Here is a 14,141-nt window from a genome sequence, read left to right as displayed (position 1 = left end):
GAACTTCCGGATGGGGCCGTCCTAGTGCCATCCATTTCGCAGACGGCTGCGAGATCCGGTGCGAATAGGCTCTGGGCTCCCTGTCACAGATTGATAGATCACAAGGATTTCACCATGAATATAGACTGGATCTGGGGGCTGATTGGCGGCGTGCTGATCGGCACGGGCGGTGCGGTGTACCTGCTCGGCAATGGGCGCATCATGGGGGCCAGCGGCATTCTTGGCGGCCTGATTGATGGCAGCGGTCGCAACAACGCGGCTGAGCGGCTGGCCTTCATTGCAGGCGTGGTTCTGGTCCCGCTGGTAATGTGGCTGACCGTCGCCGAGGCGCCGGACACACATCTCACTTCGAACACGGCGGTGATTGTCGCCGCCGGACTTCTGGTGGGGCTTGGCACGCGGATTGCCAATGGCTGCACCTCCGGTCACGGCGTCTGTGGCATCTCCCGACTGTCACTGCGCGGGCTGATCGCAACCGTCATCTACATTCTTGCCGGTGGCCTGACACTTGCTTTGTTTCGCCATGTCTGGGGTCTGATCTGATGCGTCTTCTTCTGTCTTTCTCATCGGGCGGGCTGTTTGGCCTCGGCCTGTTTCTCTCTGGCATGACCGACACACAAAAGGTTCAGGGCTGGCTTGATATATTCGGCGCTTGGGATCCAACGCTGGCCTTTGTGATGGGCGGGGCCATACTGCCAATGGCATTGGCCTGGCAGTTGACCCGCGGTCGCGCGCCATTGGTCGGCGGCAGTTTTCCAGCCTCGCCACGGCAAGAGCTTGACCGACGACTGATCATCGGATCTGTCCTGTTTGGCATCGGCTGGGGGCTGGCTGGCCTCTGCCCTGGGCCGGCGATTGCCTCGCTTAGCTATGGCGGCACCGGCGGCATCATTTTCATCGCAGCACTGCTCATCGGCATGATGGCGGCGCCCCCGTTCGCCCAGCGACTAGACCGCGCGGCTGCAAGCACGTAAAAGGCCGGATCATGGACGCACGCACATTGACCCCCCGCTATTCCGTCTCGCCGCAGATTTCGGTTGAGGACCTGCCGCAGCTGGCCGCCGCCGGATTCACCACGGTGATCTGCAACCGCCCTGATGCCGAGGTTCCGCCCAGCCATCAGGCCGATGCCATCCGCACCGCTGCCGAGGCGCAGGGGTTGCGGTTCGAAGTGCTGCCGCTGACCCACCAGACCATGACGCCAGAGAATGTCGCCAAGCAGCAAGCGTTTGTTGAGGCTTCGGATGGCCCGGTACTGGCCTATTGCGCATCCGGCACCCGCTGCTCGGTTGTTTGGGCATTGGGCCAAGCACCGCTTATGCCGGTGGATGAGATTCTCGCCACCACTGCAGAGGCCGGATACCAGCTTGATGGGCTGCGCCCGACGTTGATGGCCGTGGCCACTCAGGCAGCGCAGGTAGCCCCGACAGCAAACGAAAGCTGACATCGTCAGCTAGAGCCCTGACTTCAGATAAGCTTCACCGTGTAAGGTGCTGAAATTCAACGGCAGTGCAGATCATGCGCTGCCGTTTTCCATTTCGACTGCCCGGTTTGGCAGAGTTACCCGGTGCCGCTGTTCAGCCCGGCAAGATCGGAGATTTCCATCGCAGCCGCATCCGCGCTGAAATCGCCCAGCCCGTCACCCAAGCCGTCACCTAAGCCATCCCCGAGACCGTCGCCCATCGGCATCGCACCGAGGTCTGGTAGATCTCCAAGATCTGGCAGATCACCGGACATGGCGTCACCCAGACCGTCATTCAGGCCATCAGGAAGATCGCCCGCCATCGGCATACCCGCCAGATCACCGCCAAGGTCGCCGCCTAAATCCCCTCCGAGGTCACCCCCGAGATCGCCGAGCCCATCGCCGAGACCGCCCATGCCACCCATGGGATCCTGCAACCCGTCAGCCGCAACGGAGAGATCCAAGGTTGGCGGTTCATGCTCCAAAGACCCGACACCGCCGCCCATATGCGACGAGAACGCGCTCTCATCGGCTGCATTGTCACTCACCAGTTTGGTGCGCGGATCGGTCAGCCGGACAGCGCGTGCGCCGTTCATCTGGCCTAGACGACCCTGGGCAATTGATTGGCCACTGATAGAAATCATCTCCGTCTCGTATAGGAAAGCCTGATCCAGTGGCAGGAGGTCCCCTTCCGCAAGTGCAGAAAATTCATTCGCAGGAACCTTCATCTTGCACAACACAGCGCGCAGCTCGGCCCGCATGGATCCCATATTGCTGCCAAGAGATGGACCTGCCTGATGGGCAACCTCTCCCGCCTGCCCCAAATCCTCAGGTGTTGGCTCCGGCAGGATCAGGGTGAGCCCGCCCTGCATCGCTCCGCAGGCTAGATCCAAAGTCAGCTCAATCACCCGGTAATCTTCGGCCTCAAGCCCGAGAACAAGGCTGCGCACATCCTCAATCTGGGCACCGAACCGGTAACCGGAGAAGATGGCCTCATCCTTCTGCTGGGCGAGCATGGAGACCACCTTCGCAAAGGTGCGCTCAAGAAAGTCGGCAACCATGGCGGCGTCGGTCGGGGTATAGTTCCGCTCGCTCGGCGCCTTTCCAAGAACCTGACCCATGGTCTGCTGTTGAATAAGCGCGGTCACGGTCGCCGCGTCCAGCGTCGCCGCCCCTATTCTCCCGTGCGGTCCGTCCAGAACGACCAGCAGGTGTTTGTCCGACAAGTGTGGCGGCAAATCTTCGGGAATGCGGTTGGCCTGACGCGCAGCCAGCACAGCCACGGGAAGATCACAGAGATCCGCCGCCGCCCGCGCGATCGAACGGCGCAAAGCCTTAAGGATCAACGAACTGGTGAGCCCGCCCTTGCCCTCTTTGGTGGCCGCCAGCTTGCGGGCCAAGACCCCTTCGCCACCAATCGCTGCCGATTCCGATTTCGTTTCAGACATAGGCTTTAGACCTGCCCCTCTCGCACCGCTTTGCCCTAGGTTTACCCCGAGAGTGGTTACCAATAACTTTACGCTAAACAGTTAAACCCGGTTTTCCTGACGAAGAGGTAAGGAAACCTGAAAGGCGCCGCCAACCTCCCCGGCGAGATAGGTCACATCGCCGCCAAGGCGTTGCATGATTTCCCGGCAAATCGCCAATCCGAGCCCCGCGCCGCCTGCCCGTTCCGGGCTAACCCTTGAAAACTTCTCAAAAATAGTGGTGCGAAACTCTGGCGGGATTCCCTCGCCATTGTCGATGAAATCAATGAACAACCAATGACCATTTTGCCGGGCGGTGATGCGCAGCTCCGGGTCCGCTGCGGTACAATATTTGTCGGCGTTGGCGATCAGGTTGATGAACACCTGCGCCAACCGATCCAGATCAGAGGAGAGCCGCATATCGTCGGTCGCCTGGTTACGCGTCACTCGCAGCCGCACCGATCCATCCGCCAGCGCGGTCGCCACCGCATGATCCAGCACGTCCCCTAACCGCCCTGCACTGATGTTAAGGCTTACCTGCCCATTTTCCAGTACGCTGAGGTCCAGAAGATCGTTGAGCAGACGGGTTAGCCTCTGCGCCTCATCATGGATAATGCCGGCATAGCGATTGTGATCCTGTGACGCGAGATTTTCGGTATCTCGCAGGATTTCGGAAAACGCCCGGATGGAGGTCATCGGCGTGCGCAATTCATGGCTCACTTGGCTGAGGAACGCATCCTTCTGTTGCGATAATTGTGTCAGTTTTTCATTTGTTTCCTGAAGCTTGCGCGCCGTTCTAGACAGTTCTTCGGACTGTGTTTCAAGCCGATTGGAATACTCAAGGATCTGCGCGGTCTCATCCGCCACCGCCAATAGATCCTGAACGGAGACTGAAGACCCGCCGACGATCTGTCCGACCATCGCATGGGCCGCCGCTGCCCCGATAGAGGCGCTAAGCTCGCGTTCCAGCCGCTCCAGAAACGCTGGGGTCGGCTCGGGCAGCGGGCCCCGCCCGCCCTGGCGCGCCAACTCGCTCTGAAAGAACGTCTGCGCCTCACCCGCCCCCAGAATACGCTGGGACATGACCATCAGATCCTCACTCTGCGCCACCGATCCGGTCCAGCCACGCGGCCCCGAAGAATGGTCAAATACATGCACAAATTGCGCGCCCTGCAGGCGCTCCATCGGACTGGGGAAGGTTAGCAGAGATCCAATCAGGAACGCTGCCGTGTTTAATGCCATCGACCACAGGACCGCATGGACGGTAGGGTCCAGCCCCTCAATGCCAAAAAGCGCATGAGGGCGCAGCCACGACAATCCCATCAGCCCATCCGCCAGGACACGTGCAGGCAGCAGCCCGCCGCCCAGTTCTGGCAAAAGCATCGTGTAAAGCCAAATTGCAAACCCCAGGGACAACCCTGCGAGAGCACCGCTGCGGGTCGCGCCACGCCAGAACAGCCCGCCCACAAGGCTCGGCAGCATCTGCGCAATACCGGTGAACGAAATCAGACCGATAGCCGCCAGCGCCGCACCGCCGCCCGATAGCGTATAATAGAAATAGCCCAGCGCCATGATGCCCGCGATCGACAGCCGCCGCGACAGCAGCACCACATGGCGCACATCGCCGGAGACGGAGGCACCCACCTCCTGCCAGCGCAGCCAGATCGGCATGACGATATGGTTCGACACCATGGTCGACAGCGCCATCGCCGCGACAATCGCCATGGATGTTGCAGAGGAGAACCCCCCCAGAAAGGATAGCATCGCCAGCCCCTGCTGGCCCTCGGCCAGAGGCAGGGTCAGGACAAACAGATCCGGGTTCGACCCCACCGGCAGCAGCTCCAACCCGATGGCGGCAATTGGCACCACAAAGATCGAGATCAGCAGGAGATAGAGCGGAAAAGCCCAAGCCGCGACGCGCAAATGCCGTTCATCCTCATTCTCAACCACCATGACCTGAAACATACGCGGCAGGCAGACGAAGGCTGCTGCCGACAGGAAAGTGATCGTCGCCCAGCGCCCGCCATCAACCTGCCATTGACCAATCGCGGAGGCGTCGATCCGCGCCATGGTTTCGCCCACTCCGCCTGCAATCCCCCAGACCACGAAAATGCCGACCGCCAGCAGTGAGACCAGCTTCACCACCGCCTCAAGTGCCACGGCGGTCACGACGCCGTGGTGGCGCTCATTGGCGTTGAGATTGCGCGTGCCAAACAGAATGGCAAAGGCCGCAAGCCCGGTCGCCACCCAGAATACCGTCTGCGTTTCATTGACACTGCGCAGCGGGTCAGCTTCCGCGAAAATTGCAAACGACAGCGTAATAGATTGTAATTGCAGTGAGATATAGGGTGTTGTGCCGATCACCGCGAGGATCGTGACGCCAATCGCCAAGAGGTTTGACTTGCCATATCGCGCCGACAAAAGATCCGCGATGGAGGTGATCCGCTGGCTGCGCCCGATACGGACCAGCTTGCGCAGCCCCCACCACCAGCCGACCATGACCAGCGTCGGGCCAAGATAGATGGTGATATATTCCAACCCCGAGCGCGCCGCGTAGCCCACCGCCCCGTAGAAGGTCCAAGCGGTGCAATAGATCGACAGCGACAGCGTGTAGATCAACGGTGACCGCATCCAACGGGCAGCGCGTCCATGGCTGGCATGACGATCCGCGGCGAAAGCCACGATAAACAGCAGCGCAACATAGCTCAGACAGACCAGCGCCAGAACATTGAGCGACGCCATCAGTCCGCGTCCCCGCCCCGGCGCGGTTCGCCACCTTCGGTCCAGTGCTCCGCCCAGCGCCGCACTGCCAGCGCAAAGCCAAAGCTCGCCAGTATCAGCCCCGCCCAGACCACAAGGATATAGATCATCGCCCGTGACAGCGGCATGCCTGACATACTGTCCGGTGCAGGATAGGGGTCTGGGTCGGGCCACATCAGTGGCACCAGCAGCAACAGCGCGCCCAAGACAGGCAACAGGCGAGCAACATCCATCAGACGGCGGCGGCGATAGGTCCGGCGTTCAACAAACGGCGCGCCGGTTTCGCCCTCGCTCTCAGCGCCGTCGCCACGGATCATCCCTGGCGGGCCTGTTCAGCCAGATCAGCAGCCGCAGCGCCTGCCTCAGACACACCCGCGCGGTTCTGCGCCGCCTGCGCATGAAGGTCGCGGACTGCGGTTAGAACCTCGCTGTTGGAAAACGGCTTTGTCATGAACCGGGTGACCCCGGCCTGCTCTGCCATCTCCCGGTCGCGCAGCTGCCCTCGTGCGGTCAGCATCAGAACCGGCAAACCCGGCAGCTGCCCGCTGTCGCGCAGTTCGCGAATGATCTCAAGCCCGCTCTTGCCCGGCAACATTAGATCCAGGATCACCAGATCCGGCTCGGCCGCGCAGATCGCCTCGACGGCATCACTGCCATCGGCGTGGCTGTCGACCCGCCAACCATCGCGGGTCAGCAGAAATCGGATCGCCTCGGTGATATTCGGCTCATCTTCGACCAGAACAACATGCCTGCCCATTGTGTGGATATTCCTCCCCTACGCCCGATCCTTCGCGAGGTTTTTGCCTCAAGGCGTCTCCGTCCCTGGCGCAACAGTAGCGTTGCGGTTGCGCTGCTGTCAAAACTCTTCCTTCAGGATCGACGGTTCGCGCCGTGCCACACAGTCGCGGCGCGAACAGATCCGGCAGCTCGCGCCCACTGGCTGAGCTGTCTCCGCCACCTCGCCCTTGGGCAGGATCAGCATCACCGCGTGATACAGCGGGTCACTGTCAAAATCTGGCCGCTGATGAGGCCAGGAGACCGCCAGACAATCGAAACCAACGGCACTGCGCCCCTGCTGCACCACATCCCGGCGCACGGGCACCTGCGGGCGCGAAAGCGCGGTATACAGTGGCCACAATGGACAGGAGGCGCCGAACCTTGGTAATGCAAACCCCGTGACCGGCTTGCGAAACAGGATGGAGCCAGAGGCATCGCAGACCACCAGCCCCGCCTCCTGGCCCAGCACCGCAGGCGGCAACGCTCCAAGTCGGCGCAGCACGGTCGGCAGATCACAGTCAAAGGCACGCGCCAAGCTGACCGGGGCAATCCCGCCACTGGCGAGACGTTCAGTCAGCGGCATCAACGGCAGCACCGCGGCGTCGGCACAATATTGCAGCAGGGCCGCGCGGGCGATGGTACGGCCTGCCTCACTCACCAGATCGCCCCCCTGCGCAATCAGCACCTCAATCAAATCCCCGCGCGCCTCAGGCCCTGCCGCTTCCAGCTCCGGGAAGTGATGACCGTGGCTGGCAAAGAACTGCTCAACCTCCTCCTGAGGGACACCACGGCGCTCTGCGGAGGTATTGCTCTCATCAAGGAAGTTCACCAAAGCGCGGCTACTCTCTGCAAGGCGCAGCGAATCCTCATTCAGGTTCCTGTGAAAGCGGTCACGCCATTCGACCTCCAGCTCTCCGGTCTCCGCCAGAATCGACGCGGTTGAGCGGATCGCCGCAGCAGTGGACAGCACCTCATGAAGCGAGGCCGCCAGCTGCGGATCATGGGTGAGACGATCCGACAGGGTTTGCACCGTGCGCTCCAGGCTGGCGATACGCTGCTGGCTTTGCGCCAGCACCTCGGCCCAGCCCGGAAACCGGCCCGCGAATTCATCCACCCGGTCCAGCTCTGCCACCGGCCTGGGCAAATCCGCAGCAGCCTCACGCAGGGTCGACAATAGCGCCACCTCCGCCCCTTCGGTCAGCATCGACGGCTCAACCGCCAGCACACGTGCCAGATCAACCAACAGCTTGCCGCCGATTCTGCGCCGGTTGTGTTCAATCAGGTTCAGATAGGAGGCAGAGATGTCGACCTGCCGCGCCAGTTCGGCCTGGCGCAGCCCCAGCATCAACCGCCGCTCGCGGATGCGGCTCCCTGTCAGCGTGTCACGCCCCATGGCGGCACTCCCTTCCAAAAGCATGGCGGATCAAGGGCTTTCTGCGCTGCAACATAAGTTTCTTTACAGAAAACCCTTAACACCTGTTCATTTGTTTACAGAATAAATCAGCATTTCAAGGGTTTTATTGCGTGATTTTACAAGCCGCGCCCATACTGGTTTTGCACGAAAACGTGCGGACGTCAGCGGAAGTGAGGAGCTGTTGCCGTCGTTACACATAAGGGAGGATTACATGTCCAAGACTGACGTATCGCGTCGCGGAGTTCTGAAGACCGGTGCCATCGCGGGCGCCGGTGTGGCGCTTCCGACGATCTTTACCGCATCGTCTGCAGCCGCGTTTACAAATGAGCCGACCGGCAGCACCGTGACGCTGGGCTTCAACGTACCCCAAACCGGCCCCTACGCGGATGAGGGCGCGGATGAGTTGCGCGCTTATCAGCTGGCCGTTGAACATCTGAATGGCGGCGGCGACGGCGGCATGATGAACACCTTCTCGTCCAAGGCCCTGCAGGGCAACGGGATCATGGGCAAGGAAGTCAAATTCGTCACCGGCGACACCCAGACCAAATCCGACGCGGCCCGTGCCTCGGCCAAGTCGATGATCGAAAAAGACGGCGCCGTGATGATCACTGGCGGGTCGTCCTCAGGTGTGGCGATTGCTGTACAAGGCCTCTGCCAAGAGGCTGGCGTCATCTTCATGGCGGGTCTCACCCACTCCAACGACACCACCGGCAAAGACAAGAAGGCCAATGGCTTCCGCCATTTCTTCAACGGCTACATGTCCGGCGCGGCGCTGGCACCGGTGCTGAAGAACCTCTATGGCACGGACCGGAACGCCTATCACCTGACCGCGGATTACACCTGGGGCTGGACCCAGGAAGAATCCATCGCCGCCGCCACTGAGGCGCTGGGCTGGAACACCGTGAACAAGGTCCGCACGCCGCTGGCTGCCACCGACTTCTCGTCCTATATCGCGCCGGTTCTGAACTCCGGTGCCGATGTGCTGGTGCTGAACCACTATGGCGGCAACATGGTGAACTCGCTGACCAACGCGGTTCAGTTTGGTCTGCGTGAGAAGGTCGTAAACGGCAAGAACTTCGAGATCGTTGTTCCGCTGTACTCCCGCCTGATGGCCAAGGGTGCTGGCGCCAACGTGAAGGGCATCCACGGCTCCACCAACTGGCATTGGTCGCTGCAGGACGAAGGCTCGCAAGCCTTTGTGCGCTCCTTCGGCTCCAAATATGGCTTCCCGCCGAGCCAGGCAGCACACACTGTTTACTGCCAGACCCTGCTTTATGCGGATGCCGTTGAACGCGCGGGCTCCTTCAACCCCTGCGCGGTTGTAGAAGCCCTCGAAGGGTTTGAATTCGACGGATTGGGCAACGGCAAGACGCTGTACCGTGCCGAAGATCACCAGTGCTTCAAAGACGTTCTGGTCGTACGCGGTAAGGAAAACCCGACCTCGGAGTTCGACCTGCTTGAAGTTGTCGAAGTGACCCCGGCCGAACAGGTGACCTACGCGCCGGATCATCCGATGTTCGCAGGCGGTGCCCTGGGCACCTGCAACAGCGGCGCCTGATCACAGACATGGGGCGGGCGCAGATCATGTGCCCGCCCTGCCACTCTCCCGGCGTCAACCTGCCTGACAATTCACGACGACAGGACCAGCGCCAGCGGCGCTGAACAGCCGACTTATGCCAATTCCAGACGGACCAACCGAAGGTGGGGACAATGGACGCAATCCTATTGCAAATCTTAAACGGGCTCGACAAGGGCTCGGCCTATGCGCTGATCGCGCTGGGTCTGACACTCATCTTTGGCACGCTGGGCGTGGTGAACTTTGCCCATGGGGCGCTGTTCATGATCGGCGCCTTCTGTGCGGTCACCGTGCAACGGGTCCTGAGCCTCAGCTTTGAAACCGTGGATGAGACCCAGAAGGATTTTCTGGGCAATCCGCTCAAGGTGAAAACCCCCTATGTCGAAAGTTGGTTCGGCCCCGAGGTGGGCGGTGCGATCATTGACTGGGCGGTGCCGCTTGCGATCCTCTTTGCCATTCCGATCATGATCGGCGTCGGCTATGTGATGGAACGCGGCCTGATCAAGCATTTCTACAAGCGCCCCCATGCAGACCAGATCCTGGTGACCTTCGGCCTCGCCATCGTGCTGCAGGAGGTGGTGAAATACTTCTACGGCGCAAATCCGATCCAGACCCCTGCCCCGGATGCCCTGAACGGTGTTGTCAATCTGGGGTCCATCATTGGGATGGACATCGTCTACCCGGTTTGGCGCGTGGTCTATTTCTTCTTTGCCGTGGTCATCATCGGCGGCATCTTCTCCTTCCTGCAGTTCACCACATTCGGCATGGTGGTGCGCGCAGGCATGGCAGACCGGGAGACCGTGGGCCTTCTGGGCATCAATATCGACCGCCGCTTCACCATCATGTTTGGTATCGCCGCCGCCGTCGCCGGTCTGGCTGGCGTGATGTATACCCCGATCAACTCCCCCAACTATCACATGGGCATGGATTTTCTGGTGCTGAGCTTCGTCGTGGTGGTTGTCGGCGGCATGGGATCCCTCCCCGGCGCCGTACTGGCGGGGTTTCTTCTTGGCGTGCTCGAAAGCTTCGCCTCGATGAATGAAATCAAATCCCTGATCCCCGGCATCGACCAGATCATCATCTATGTGGTCGCAATCATCATTCTGCTCACCCGCCCGCGGGGCCTGATGGGCCGCAAAGGTGTGATGGAGGACTAAGCACATGTTCGCACTCAACAAAAAAGATAAGGCGCTGCTGCTGGTCGTTGCCATCCTGACCCTGTTTGCACCGTTCATCCTGAACCCTTTCCCGACGGGCAGCGCGCTGGCGCAGTTCAATGCGGGCTATCCAGACCTGATGCAGCGATTTGTGATCTTCGGCATCTTCGCGATTGGCTTCAACATCCTGTTTGGCCTTACGGGCTACCTTTCTTTTGGCCATGCCGCCTTCCTCGGTGTCGGGTCCTATTCAGCCGTCTGGATGTTCAAACTGCTGAGCATGAACGTGGTGCCCGCCATTATATTGTCAGTGATCGTCGCGGGCCTGTTTGCACTGGTGATCGGCTATGTCAGCCTGCGTCGCTCCGGCATCTACTTCTCGATCCTGACGCTGGCCTTCGCACAGATGTCGTTCAACCTGGCCTATTCTGTGCTGACCCCGATCACCAATGGCGAAACCGGCCTGCAGCTGACGCTGGATGACCCCCGTGTTCTGGGCGTGTCGGCGACCGCCGATGGCTCCATCCCGGTGACCAGCCTCTTTGGCCTGGAGATGCGCTCCACCTTCGAGATGGCCGTTGGCCCCTGGGCGTTCCAGTTCAATGCGGGCTACTATCTTTGCGCGCTGATCCTGCTGGCCGCCTTTTACCTGTCGATCCGCATCTTCCGCTCGCCCTTTGGCCTGATGCTGAAGGCCGTGAAATCGAACCAGCAGCGGATGAACTACACCGGCCTGAATACCCGGCCCTACACGCTGGCTGCCTTTGTGATCTCGGGCATGTATGCCGGTCTGGCTGGCGGTCTGATGGCCTCAATGGACCCGCTGGCAGGCGCTGAGCGGATGCAGTGGACCGCCTCCGGCGAAGTGGTACTGATGACCATCCTCGGTGGTGCCGGCACCTTGATCGGCCCGGTGCTGGGCGCAGGCTTCATCAAATACTTTGAGAACATCTTCTCCAAGATCAACGACAACGTTCTGCACAGCTGGTTCAGCTTCATGCCCGACGGGATCGAAGATGCGATGGTCTTTATCGTGCACCCCTTCATCGGCAAAGGCTGGCACCTGACCTTGGGCATTCTATTCATGCTGGTGGTGATCTTCCTGCCCGGTGGCCTGGTCGAAGGCGGACAGAAGCTGCGCAGCTGGATCCAAGGGCGCAAAGCCAAAAAAGATGGCCCCTCGGGCAAAACTGAACCTGCGGAATAAGGAGCAAGACCAATGGGTATCCTTGAAGTCAAAAACGTGGGCAAGCGGTTCGGTGGCCTTCAGGCACTGTCCGAGGTGAACCTCAGCGTGCGCGAAAACACTGTCCACGCCATCATCGGCCCCAATGGGGCGGGCAAGTCCACGCTGCTGAACTGTCTGGTGGGTAAGCTGATCCCGGACACCGGATCGGTGATGTTCGATGGCAAATCCGTCCTGGGCCGCGCGCCTTACGAAATCAACCAGATGGGCATCTCCCGTGTGTTCCAGACGCCTGAAATCTTTGGCGACCTGTCGGTGCTGGAAAACATGATGATCCCCTGTTTTGCCAAACGCGATGGCGCTTTTGAAATGAATGCGATCAGCGCCGTCTCTGGCCAGCGCGACATTCTGGAGAAGGCAGAGCACATGCTGGAGGAAATGAACATGGCCGACAAGCGGCACATGAACGCCGCCTCCATGTCACGCGGGGATAAACGGCGGCTTGAGATTGGCATGTGTCTGTCACAAGAACCGCGTCTTCTGCTGCTGGACGAGCCGACCGCGGGCATGGCGCGGGCCGATACCAACAACACCATCGACCTGCTGAAACAGATCAAAGCCGAGCGCGACATCACCATCGCGATCATCGAACACGACATGCACGTCGTGTTCTCACTGGCGGATCGGATCACTGTGCTGGCGCAGGGCACCCCGCTGGTAGAGGACGATCCGCAGAACATCAAAGGCAACCCGAAGGTGCGCGAAGCCTACCTCGGCGAGTCGGCGTAAGGAGATCACAGATGAACGTCAAACCCGACTTTTCCAAACACGCCAACCACGCCACCACGGCACCAGCCTTTCTGTCGGTCTGGGACATGCATGCCTACTACGGCGAGAGCTACATCGTGCAGGGTATTTCCTTCAATGTGCACGAAGGTGAGATCCTCGCCCTGTTGGGCCGCAACGGCGCTGGCAAGACCTCGACCCTGCGCTCCATCGCGCGCACCGGCTCACCGATGGTGACCAAGGGCGAGATCTGGCTGGACCATCAGCCCCTGCACAAGATGTCCTCGCATGAGGCCTCCGCCGCGGGTCTGGGTCTTGTCCCCGAAGATCGCCGCATCATTCCCGGTCTCACCGTTGAGGAAAACCTGCAGCTGGCGCAGATTGCCCCGCCCATCGGCTGGTCTCTTGAGAGGCTCTATGAGCTGTTCCCACGTCTTGGCGAACGCCGCAAGCAGGAGGGTGTCACGCTTTCCGGTGGCGAACAGCAAATGCTGGCGATTGCCCGCGCATTGGCCCGCGACATCAAGGTGTTGCTGCTGGATGAACCCTATGAGGGTCTGGCGCCCGTTATCGTGGATGAGATCGAAAAGACCCTCATTCACATCAAACAACAGGGCATCACCACGGTCATCGTTGAACAGAACGCAGTGCGCGCGTTGGAGCTGGCCGACCGTGCCGTGATCCTTGATACAGGCGGTATTGTCTTCGATGGCGCTGCCGCTGAAGTCCTCGAAAACGAGGAACTGCGCGCCGAATACCTAGCCATCTAACCCCAACACTCCCCGTCGGGCCGGTTCATGTACCGGCCTTGGCACCTGGGGGCTGATGCGGTGGCATCAGCCCTTTTTTGGTCCCGTTTTCTGGAATCCGTGATGCCAGTTTGCAAGTGGCCACAAAGGATCCCACCATGCATTTTGCCTCCTGAATTCGCTTTGCTTTGCGCCGGAACAGCGGTTATCTGCCCCCATGACCGATCTTGCCTTTGAATTTGCGCCGGTGGGGCTGGCTCTGCTCGATCAACGGGTGATCCAGCGCTGCAACCAGCAGTTTGCCGAAACCTTTGGGGGGGATAGCGGCAGCTATGTCGGCCTGCCCATCGCTGAGCTTTACCCCAGCCAAGAAGACTTCCAGCGCATCGGCGACCGGCTGCAACAGCCTGACGCGCAGTCGGGGCAGTATAACGACGAACGGATCATGCGCCGCCGCACCGGCGATCTGTTCTGGTGCCGGGTGCGCGGGCGCTCCCTGACGCCGGAGCACCATTTTCGCAGCGGTGTCTGGAGTTTCGCCGACATCTCGGACGACCGGCCCGTGGTCAGCCTCACCCCGCGCGAGCGTGATGTGGCAATCCTGACCTGTCGCGGACTTTCAGCCAAAGAAATCGGCGCTGAGCTGAACCTGTCTTATCGCACAATCGAAACCCACCGGGCGCATCTTCTGGTCAAGTTCTCCGCCCGCAAACTGCCGGAATTGGTGGCGAAACTAACCGGAATGCCGCTCTGAACAGCGATCCGCACCGCAAGATTGCAAATCACCTCAAGGGCGCCCATGTTAGCG

At 60.6% G+C, this 14,141-nt stretch carries 14 protein-coding genes; 9 read left to right on the top strand and 5 right to left on the bottom strand.

Features of this window, described 5'->3' with window-relative positions; all coding sequences use genetic code 11:
• Positions 1-114: 114 nt before the first annotated feature.
• The 3 genes from phaeop14_RS05960 to phaeop14_RS05950 are packed head-to-tail and all read left to right on the top strand — an operon-like array spanning position 115 to position 1,444.
• Positions 115-543: a YeeE/YedE family protein gene (locus phaeop14_RS05960; RefSeq protein ID WP_040173233.1), complete on the top strand. Its 429-nt coding sequence runs from the start codon at positions 115-117 to the stop codon at positions 541-543.
• Positions 543-974, top strand: a complete 432-nt coding sequence (locus phaeop14_RS05955; RefSeq protein ID WP_096789020.1) for a DUF6691 family protein — start codon at positions 543-545, stop codon at positions 972-974. The genes phaeop14_RS05960 and phaeop14_RS05955 overlap by 1 nt, the downstream gene beginning before the upstream one ends.
• A gap of 11 nt (positions 975-985) precedes the next feature.
• On the top strand, positions 986-1,444 hold the full coding sequence (locus tag phaeop14_RS05950; RefSeq protein WP_096789019.1) for a protein tyrosine phosphatase family protein: 459 nt from the start codon (positions 986-988) through the stop codon (positions 1,442-1,444).
• 116 nt (positions 1,445-1,560) lie between these two features.
• On the opposite strand, the gene phaeop14_RS05945 is transcribed toward phaeop14_RS05950, so the two are convergent.
• The 5 genes from phaeop14_RS05945 to phaeop14_RS05925 form a co-directional block, all read right to left on the bottom strand.
• Positions 1,561-2,910, bottom strand: a complete 1,350-nt coding sequence (locus phaeop14_RS05945; protein ID WP_040173230.1) for a FliM/FliN family flagellar motor switch protein — start codon at positions 2,908-2,910, stop codon at positions 1,561-1,563.
• A gap of 81 nt (positions 2,911-2,991) precedes the next feature.
• Complete coding sequence (locus tag phaeop14_RS05940; RefSeq protein WP_096789018.1) at positions 2,992-5,670, bottom strand: sensor histidine kinase; 2,679 nt, start codon at positions 5,668-5,670, stop codon at positions 2,992-2,994.
• Entirely contained in the window at positions 5,670-6,005 is a 336-nt protein-coding gene (locus phaeop14_RS05935; protein ID WP_040173223.1) for a hypothetical protein, read from the bottom strand. The genes phaeop14_RS05940 and phaeop14_RS05935 overlap by 1 nt, the downstream gene beginning before the upstream one ends.
• On the bottom strand, positions 6,002-6,445 hold the full coding sequence (locus phaeop14_RS05930) for a response regulator transcription factor (protein WP_040173222.1): 444 nt from the start codon (positions 6,443-6,445) through the stop codon (positions 6,002-6,004). The genes phaeop14_RS05935 and phaeop14_RS05930 overlap by 4 nt, the downstream gene beginning before the upstream one ends.
• A 99-nt stretch (positions 6,446-6,544) precedes the next feature.
• Complete coding sequence (locus phaeop14_RS05925; RefSeq protein ID WP_096790243.1) at positions 6,545-7,858, bottom strand: XRE family transcriptional regulator; 1,314 nt, start codon at positions 7,856-7,858, stop codon at positions 6,545-6,547.
• A gap of 232 nt (positions 7,859-8,090) precedes the next feature.
• Here phaeop14_RS05925 and phaeop14_RS05920 point away from each other — a divergent pair, with 232 nt between their 5' ends.
• The 6 genes from phaeop14_RS05920 to phaeop14_RS05895 all read left to right on the top strand — a co-directional run bounded on the left by phaeop14_RS05920 (position 8,091) and on the right by phaeop14_RS05895 (position 14,087).
• Positions 8,091-9,437, top strand: coding sequence for a substrate-binding protein (locus phaeop14_RS05920; RefSeq protein ID WP_014874393.1), 1,347 nt, complete (start codon positions 8,091-8,093; stop codon positions 9,435-9,437).
• A 152-nt stretch (positions 9,438-9,589) separates the two neighbouring features.
• The gene (locus phaeop14_RS05915) at positions 9,590-10,612 is read left to right on the top strand and encodes a branched-chain amino acid ABC transporter permease (protein ID WP_014874392.1); all 1,023 of its coding nucleotides are present in this window, start codon (positions 9,590-9,592) and stop codon (positions 10,610-10,612) included.
• Between the two features lie 4 nt (positions 10,613-10,616).
• Entirely contained in the window at positions 10,617-11,819 is a 1,203-nt protein-coding gene (locus tag phaeop14_RS05910) for a branched-chain amino acid ABC transporter permease (protein WP_040178236.1), read from the top strand.
• A 12-nt stretch (positions 11,820-11,831) separates the two neighbouring features.
• The gene (locus tag phaeop14_RS05905; protein WP_040173217.1) at positions 11,832-12,587 is read left to right on the top strand and encodes an ABC transporter ATP-binding protein; all 756 of its coding nucleotides are present in this window, start codon (positions 11,832-11,834) and stop codon (positions 12,585-12,587) included.
• An 11-nt stretch (positions 12,588-12,598) separates the two neighbouring features.
• A complete protein-coding gene (locus phaeop14_RS05900; protein ID WP_040173216.1) occupies positions 12,599-13,354 on the top strand; it encodes an ABC transporter ATP-binding protein in 756 nt (251 codons plus the stop codon).
• 196 nt (positions 13,355-13,550) lie between these two features.
• Positions 13,551-14,087, top strand: coding sequence for a LuxR C-terminal-related transcriptional regulator (locus tag phaeop14_RS05895; protein WP_040173213.1), 537 nt, complete (start codon positions 13,551-13,553; stop codon positions 14,085-14,087).
• Positions 14,088-14,141 lie beyond the last annotated feature (54 nt).

This window comes from Phaeobacter piscinae, from assembly GCF_002407245.1.
GTDB classification, from domain to species: domain Bacteria; phylum Pseudomonadota; class Alphaproteobacteria; order Rhodobacterales; family Rhodobacteraceae; genus Phaeobacter; species Phaeobacter piscinae.
The sequence above is the reverse complement of the archived record's forward strand: the minus strand, read 5'-3'. Positions and strand labels throughout refer to the sequence as shown.

Coding starts and splice junctions, on each gene's coding strand:
- phaeop14_RS05900 (WP_040173216.1), top strand. CDS start 12,599: ATGAACGTCAAACCCGACTTTTCCAAACACGCCAACCACGCCACCACG.
- phaeop14_RS05935 (WP_040173223.1), bottom strand. CDS start 6,005: ATGATCCGTGGCGACGGCGCTGAGAGCGAGGGCGAAACCGGCGCGCCG.
- phaeop14_RS05960 (WP_040173233.1), top strand. CDS start 115: ATGAATATAGACTGGATCTGGGGGCTGATTGGCGGCGTGCTGATCGGC.
- phaeop14_RS05930 (WP_040173222.1), bottom strand. CDS start 6,445: ATGGGCAGGCATGTTGTTCTGGTCGAAGATGAGCCGAATATCACCGAG.
- phaeop14_RS05905 (WP_040173217.1), top strand. CDS start 11,832: ATGGGTATCCTTGAAGTCAAAAACGTGGGCAAGCGGTTCGGTGGCCTT.
- phaeop14_RS05910 (WP_040178236.1), top strand. CDS start 10,617: ATGTTCGCACTCAACAAAAAAGATAAGGCGCTGCTGCTGGTCGTTGCC.
- phaeop14_RS05920 (WP_014874393.1), top strand. CDS start 8,091: ATGTCCAAGACTGACGTATCGCGTCGCGGAGTTCTGAAGACCGGTGCC.
- phaeop14_RS05950 (WP_096789019.1), top strand. CDS start 986: ATGGACGCACGCACATTGACCCCCCGCTATTCCGTCTCGCCGCAGATT.
- phaeop14_RS05915 (WP_014874392.1), top strand. CDS start 9,590: ATGGACGCAATCCTATTGCAAATCTTAAACGGGCTCGACAAGGGCTCG.
- phaeop14_RS05945 (WP_040173230.1), bottom strand. CDS start 2,910: ATGTCTGAAACGAAATCGGAATCGGCAGCGATTGGTGGCGAAGGGGTC.
- phaeop14_RS05925 (WP_096790243.1), bottom strand. CDS start 7,858: ATGGGGCGTGACACGCTGACAGGGAGCCGCATCCGCGAGCGGCGGTTG.
- phaeop14_RS05895 (WP_040173213.1), top strand. CDS start 13,551: ATGACCGATCTTGCCTTTGAATTTGCGCCGGTGGGGCTGGCTCTGCTC.
- phaeop14_RS05940 (WP_096789018.1), bottom strand. CDS start 5,670: ATGGCGTCGCTCAATGTTCTGGCGCTGGTCTGTCTGAGCTATGTTGCG.
- phaeop14_RS05955 (WP_096789020.1), top strand. CDS start 543: ATGCGTCTTCTTCTGTCTTTCTCATCGGGCGGGCTGTTTGGCCTCGGC.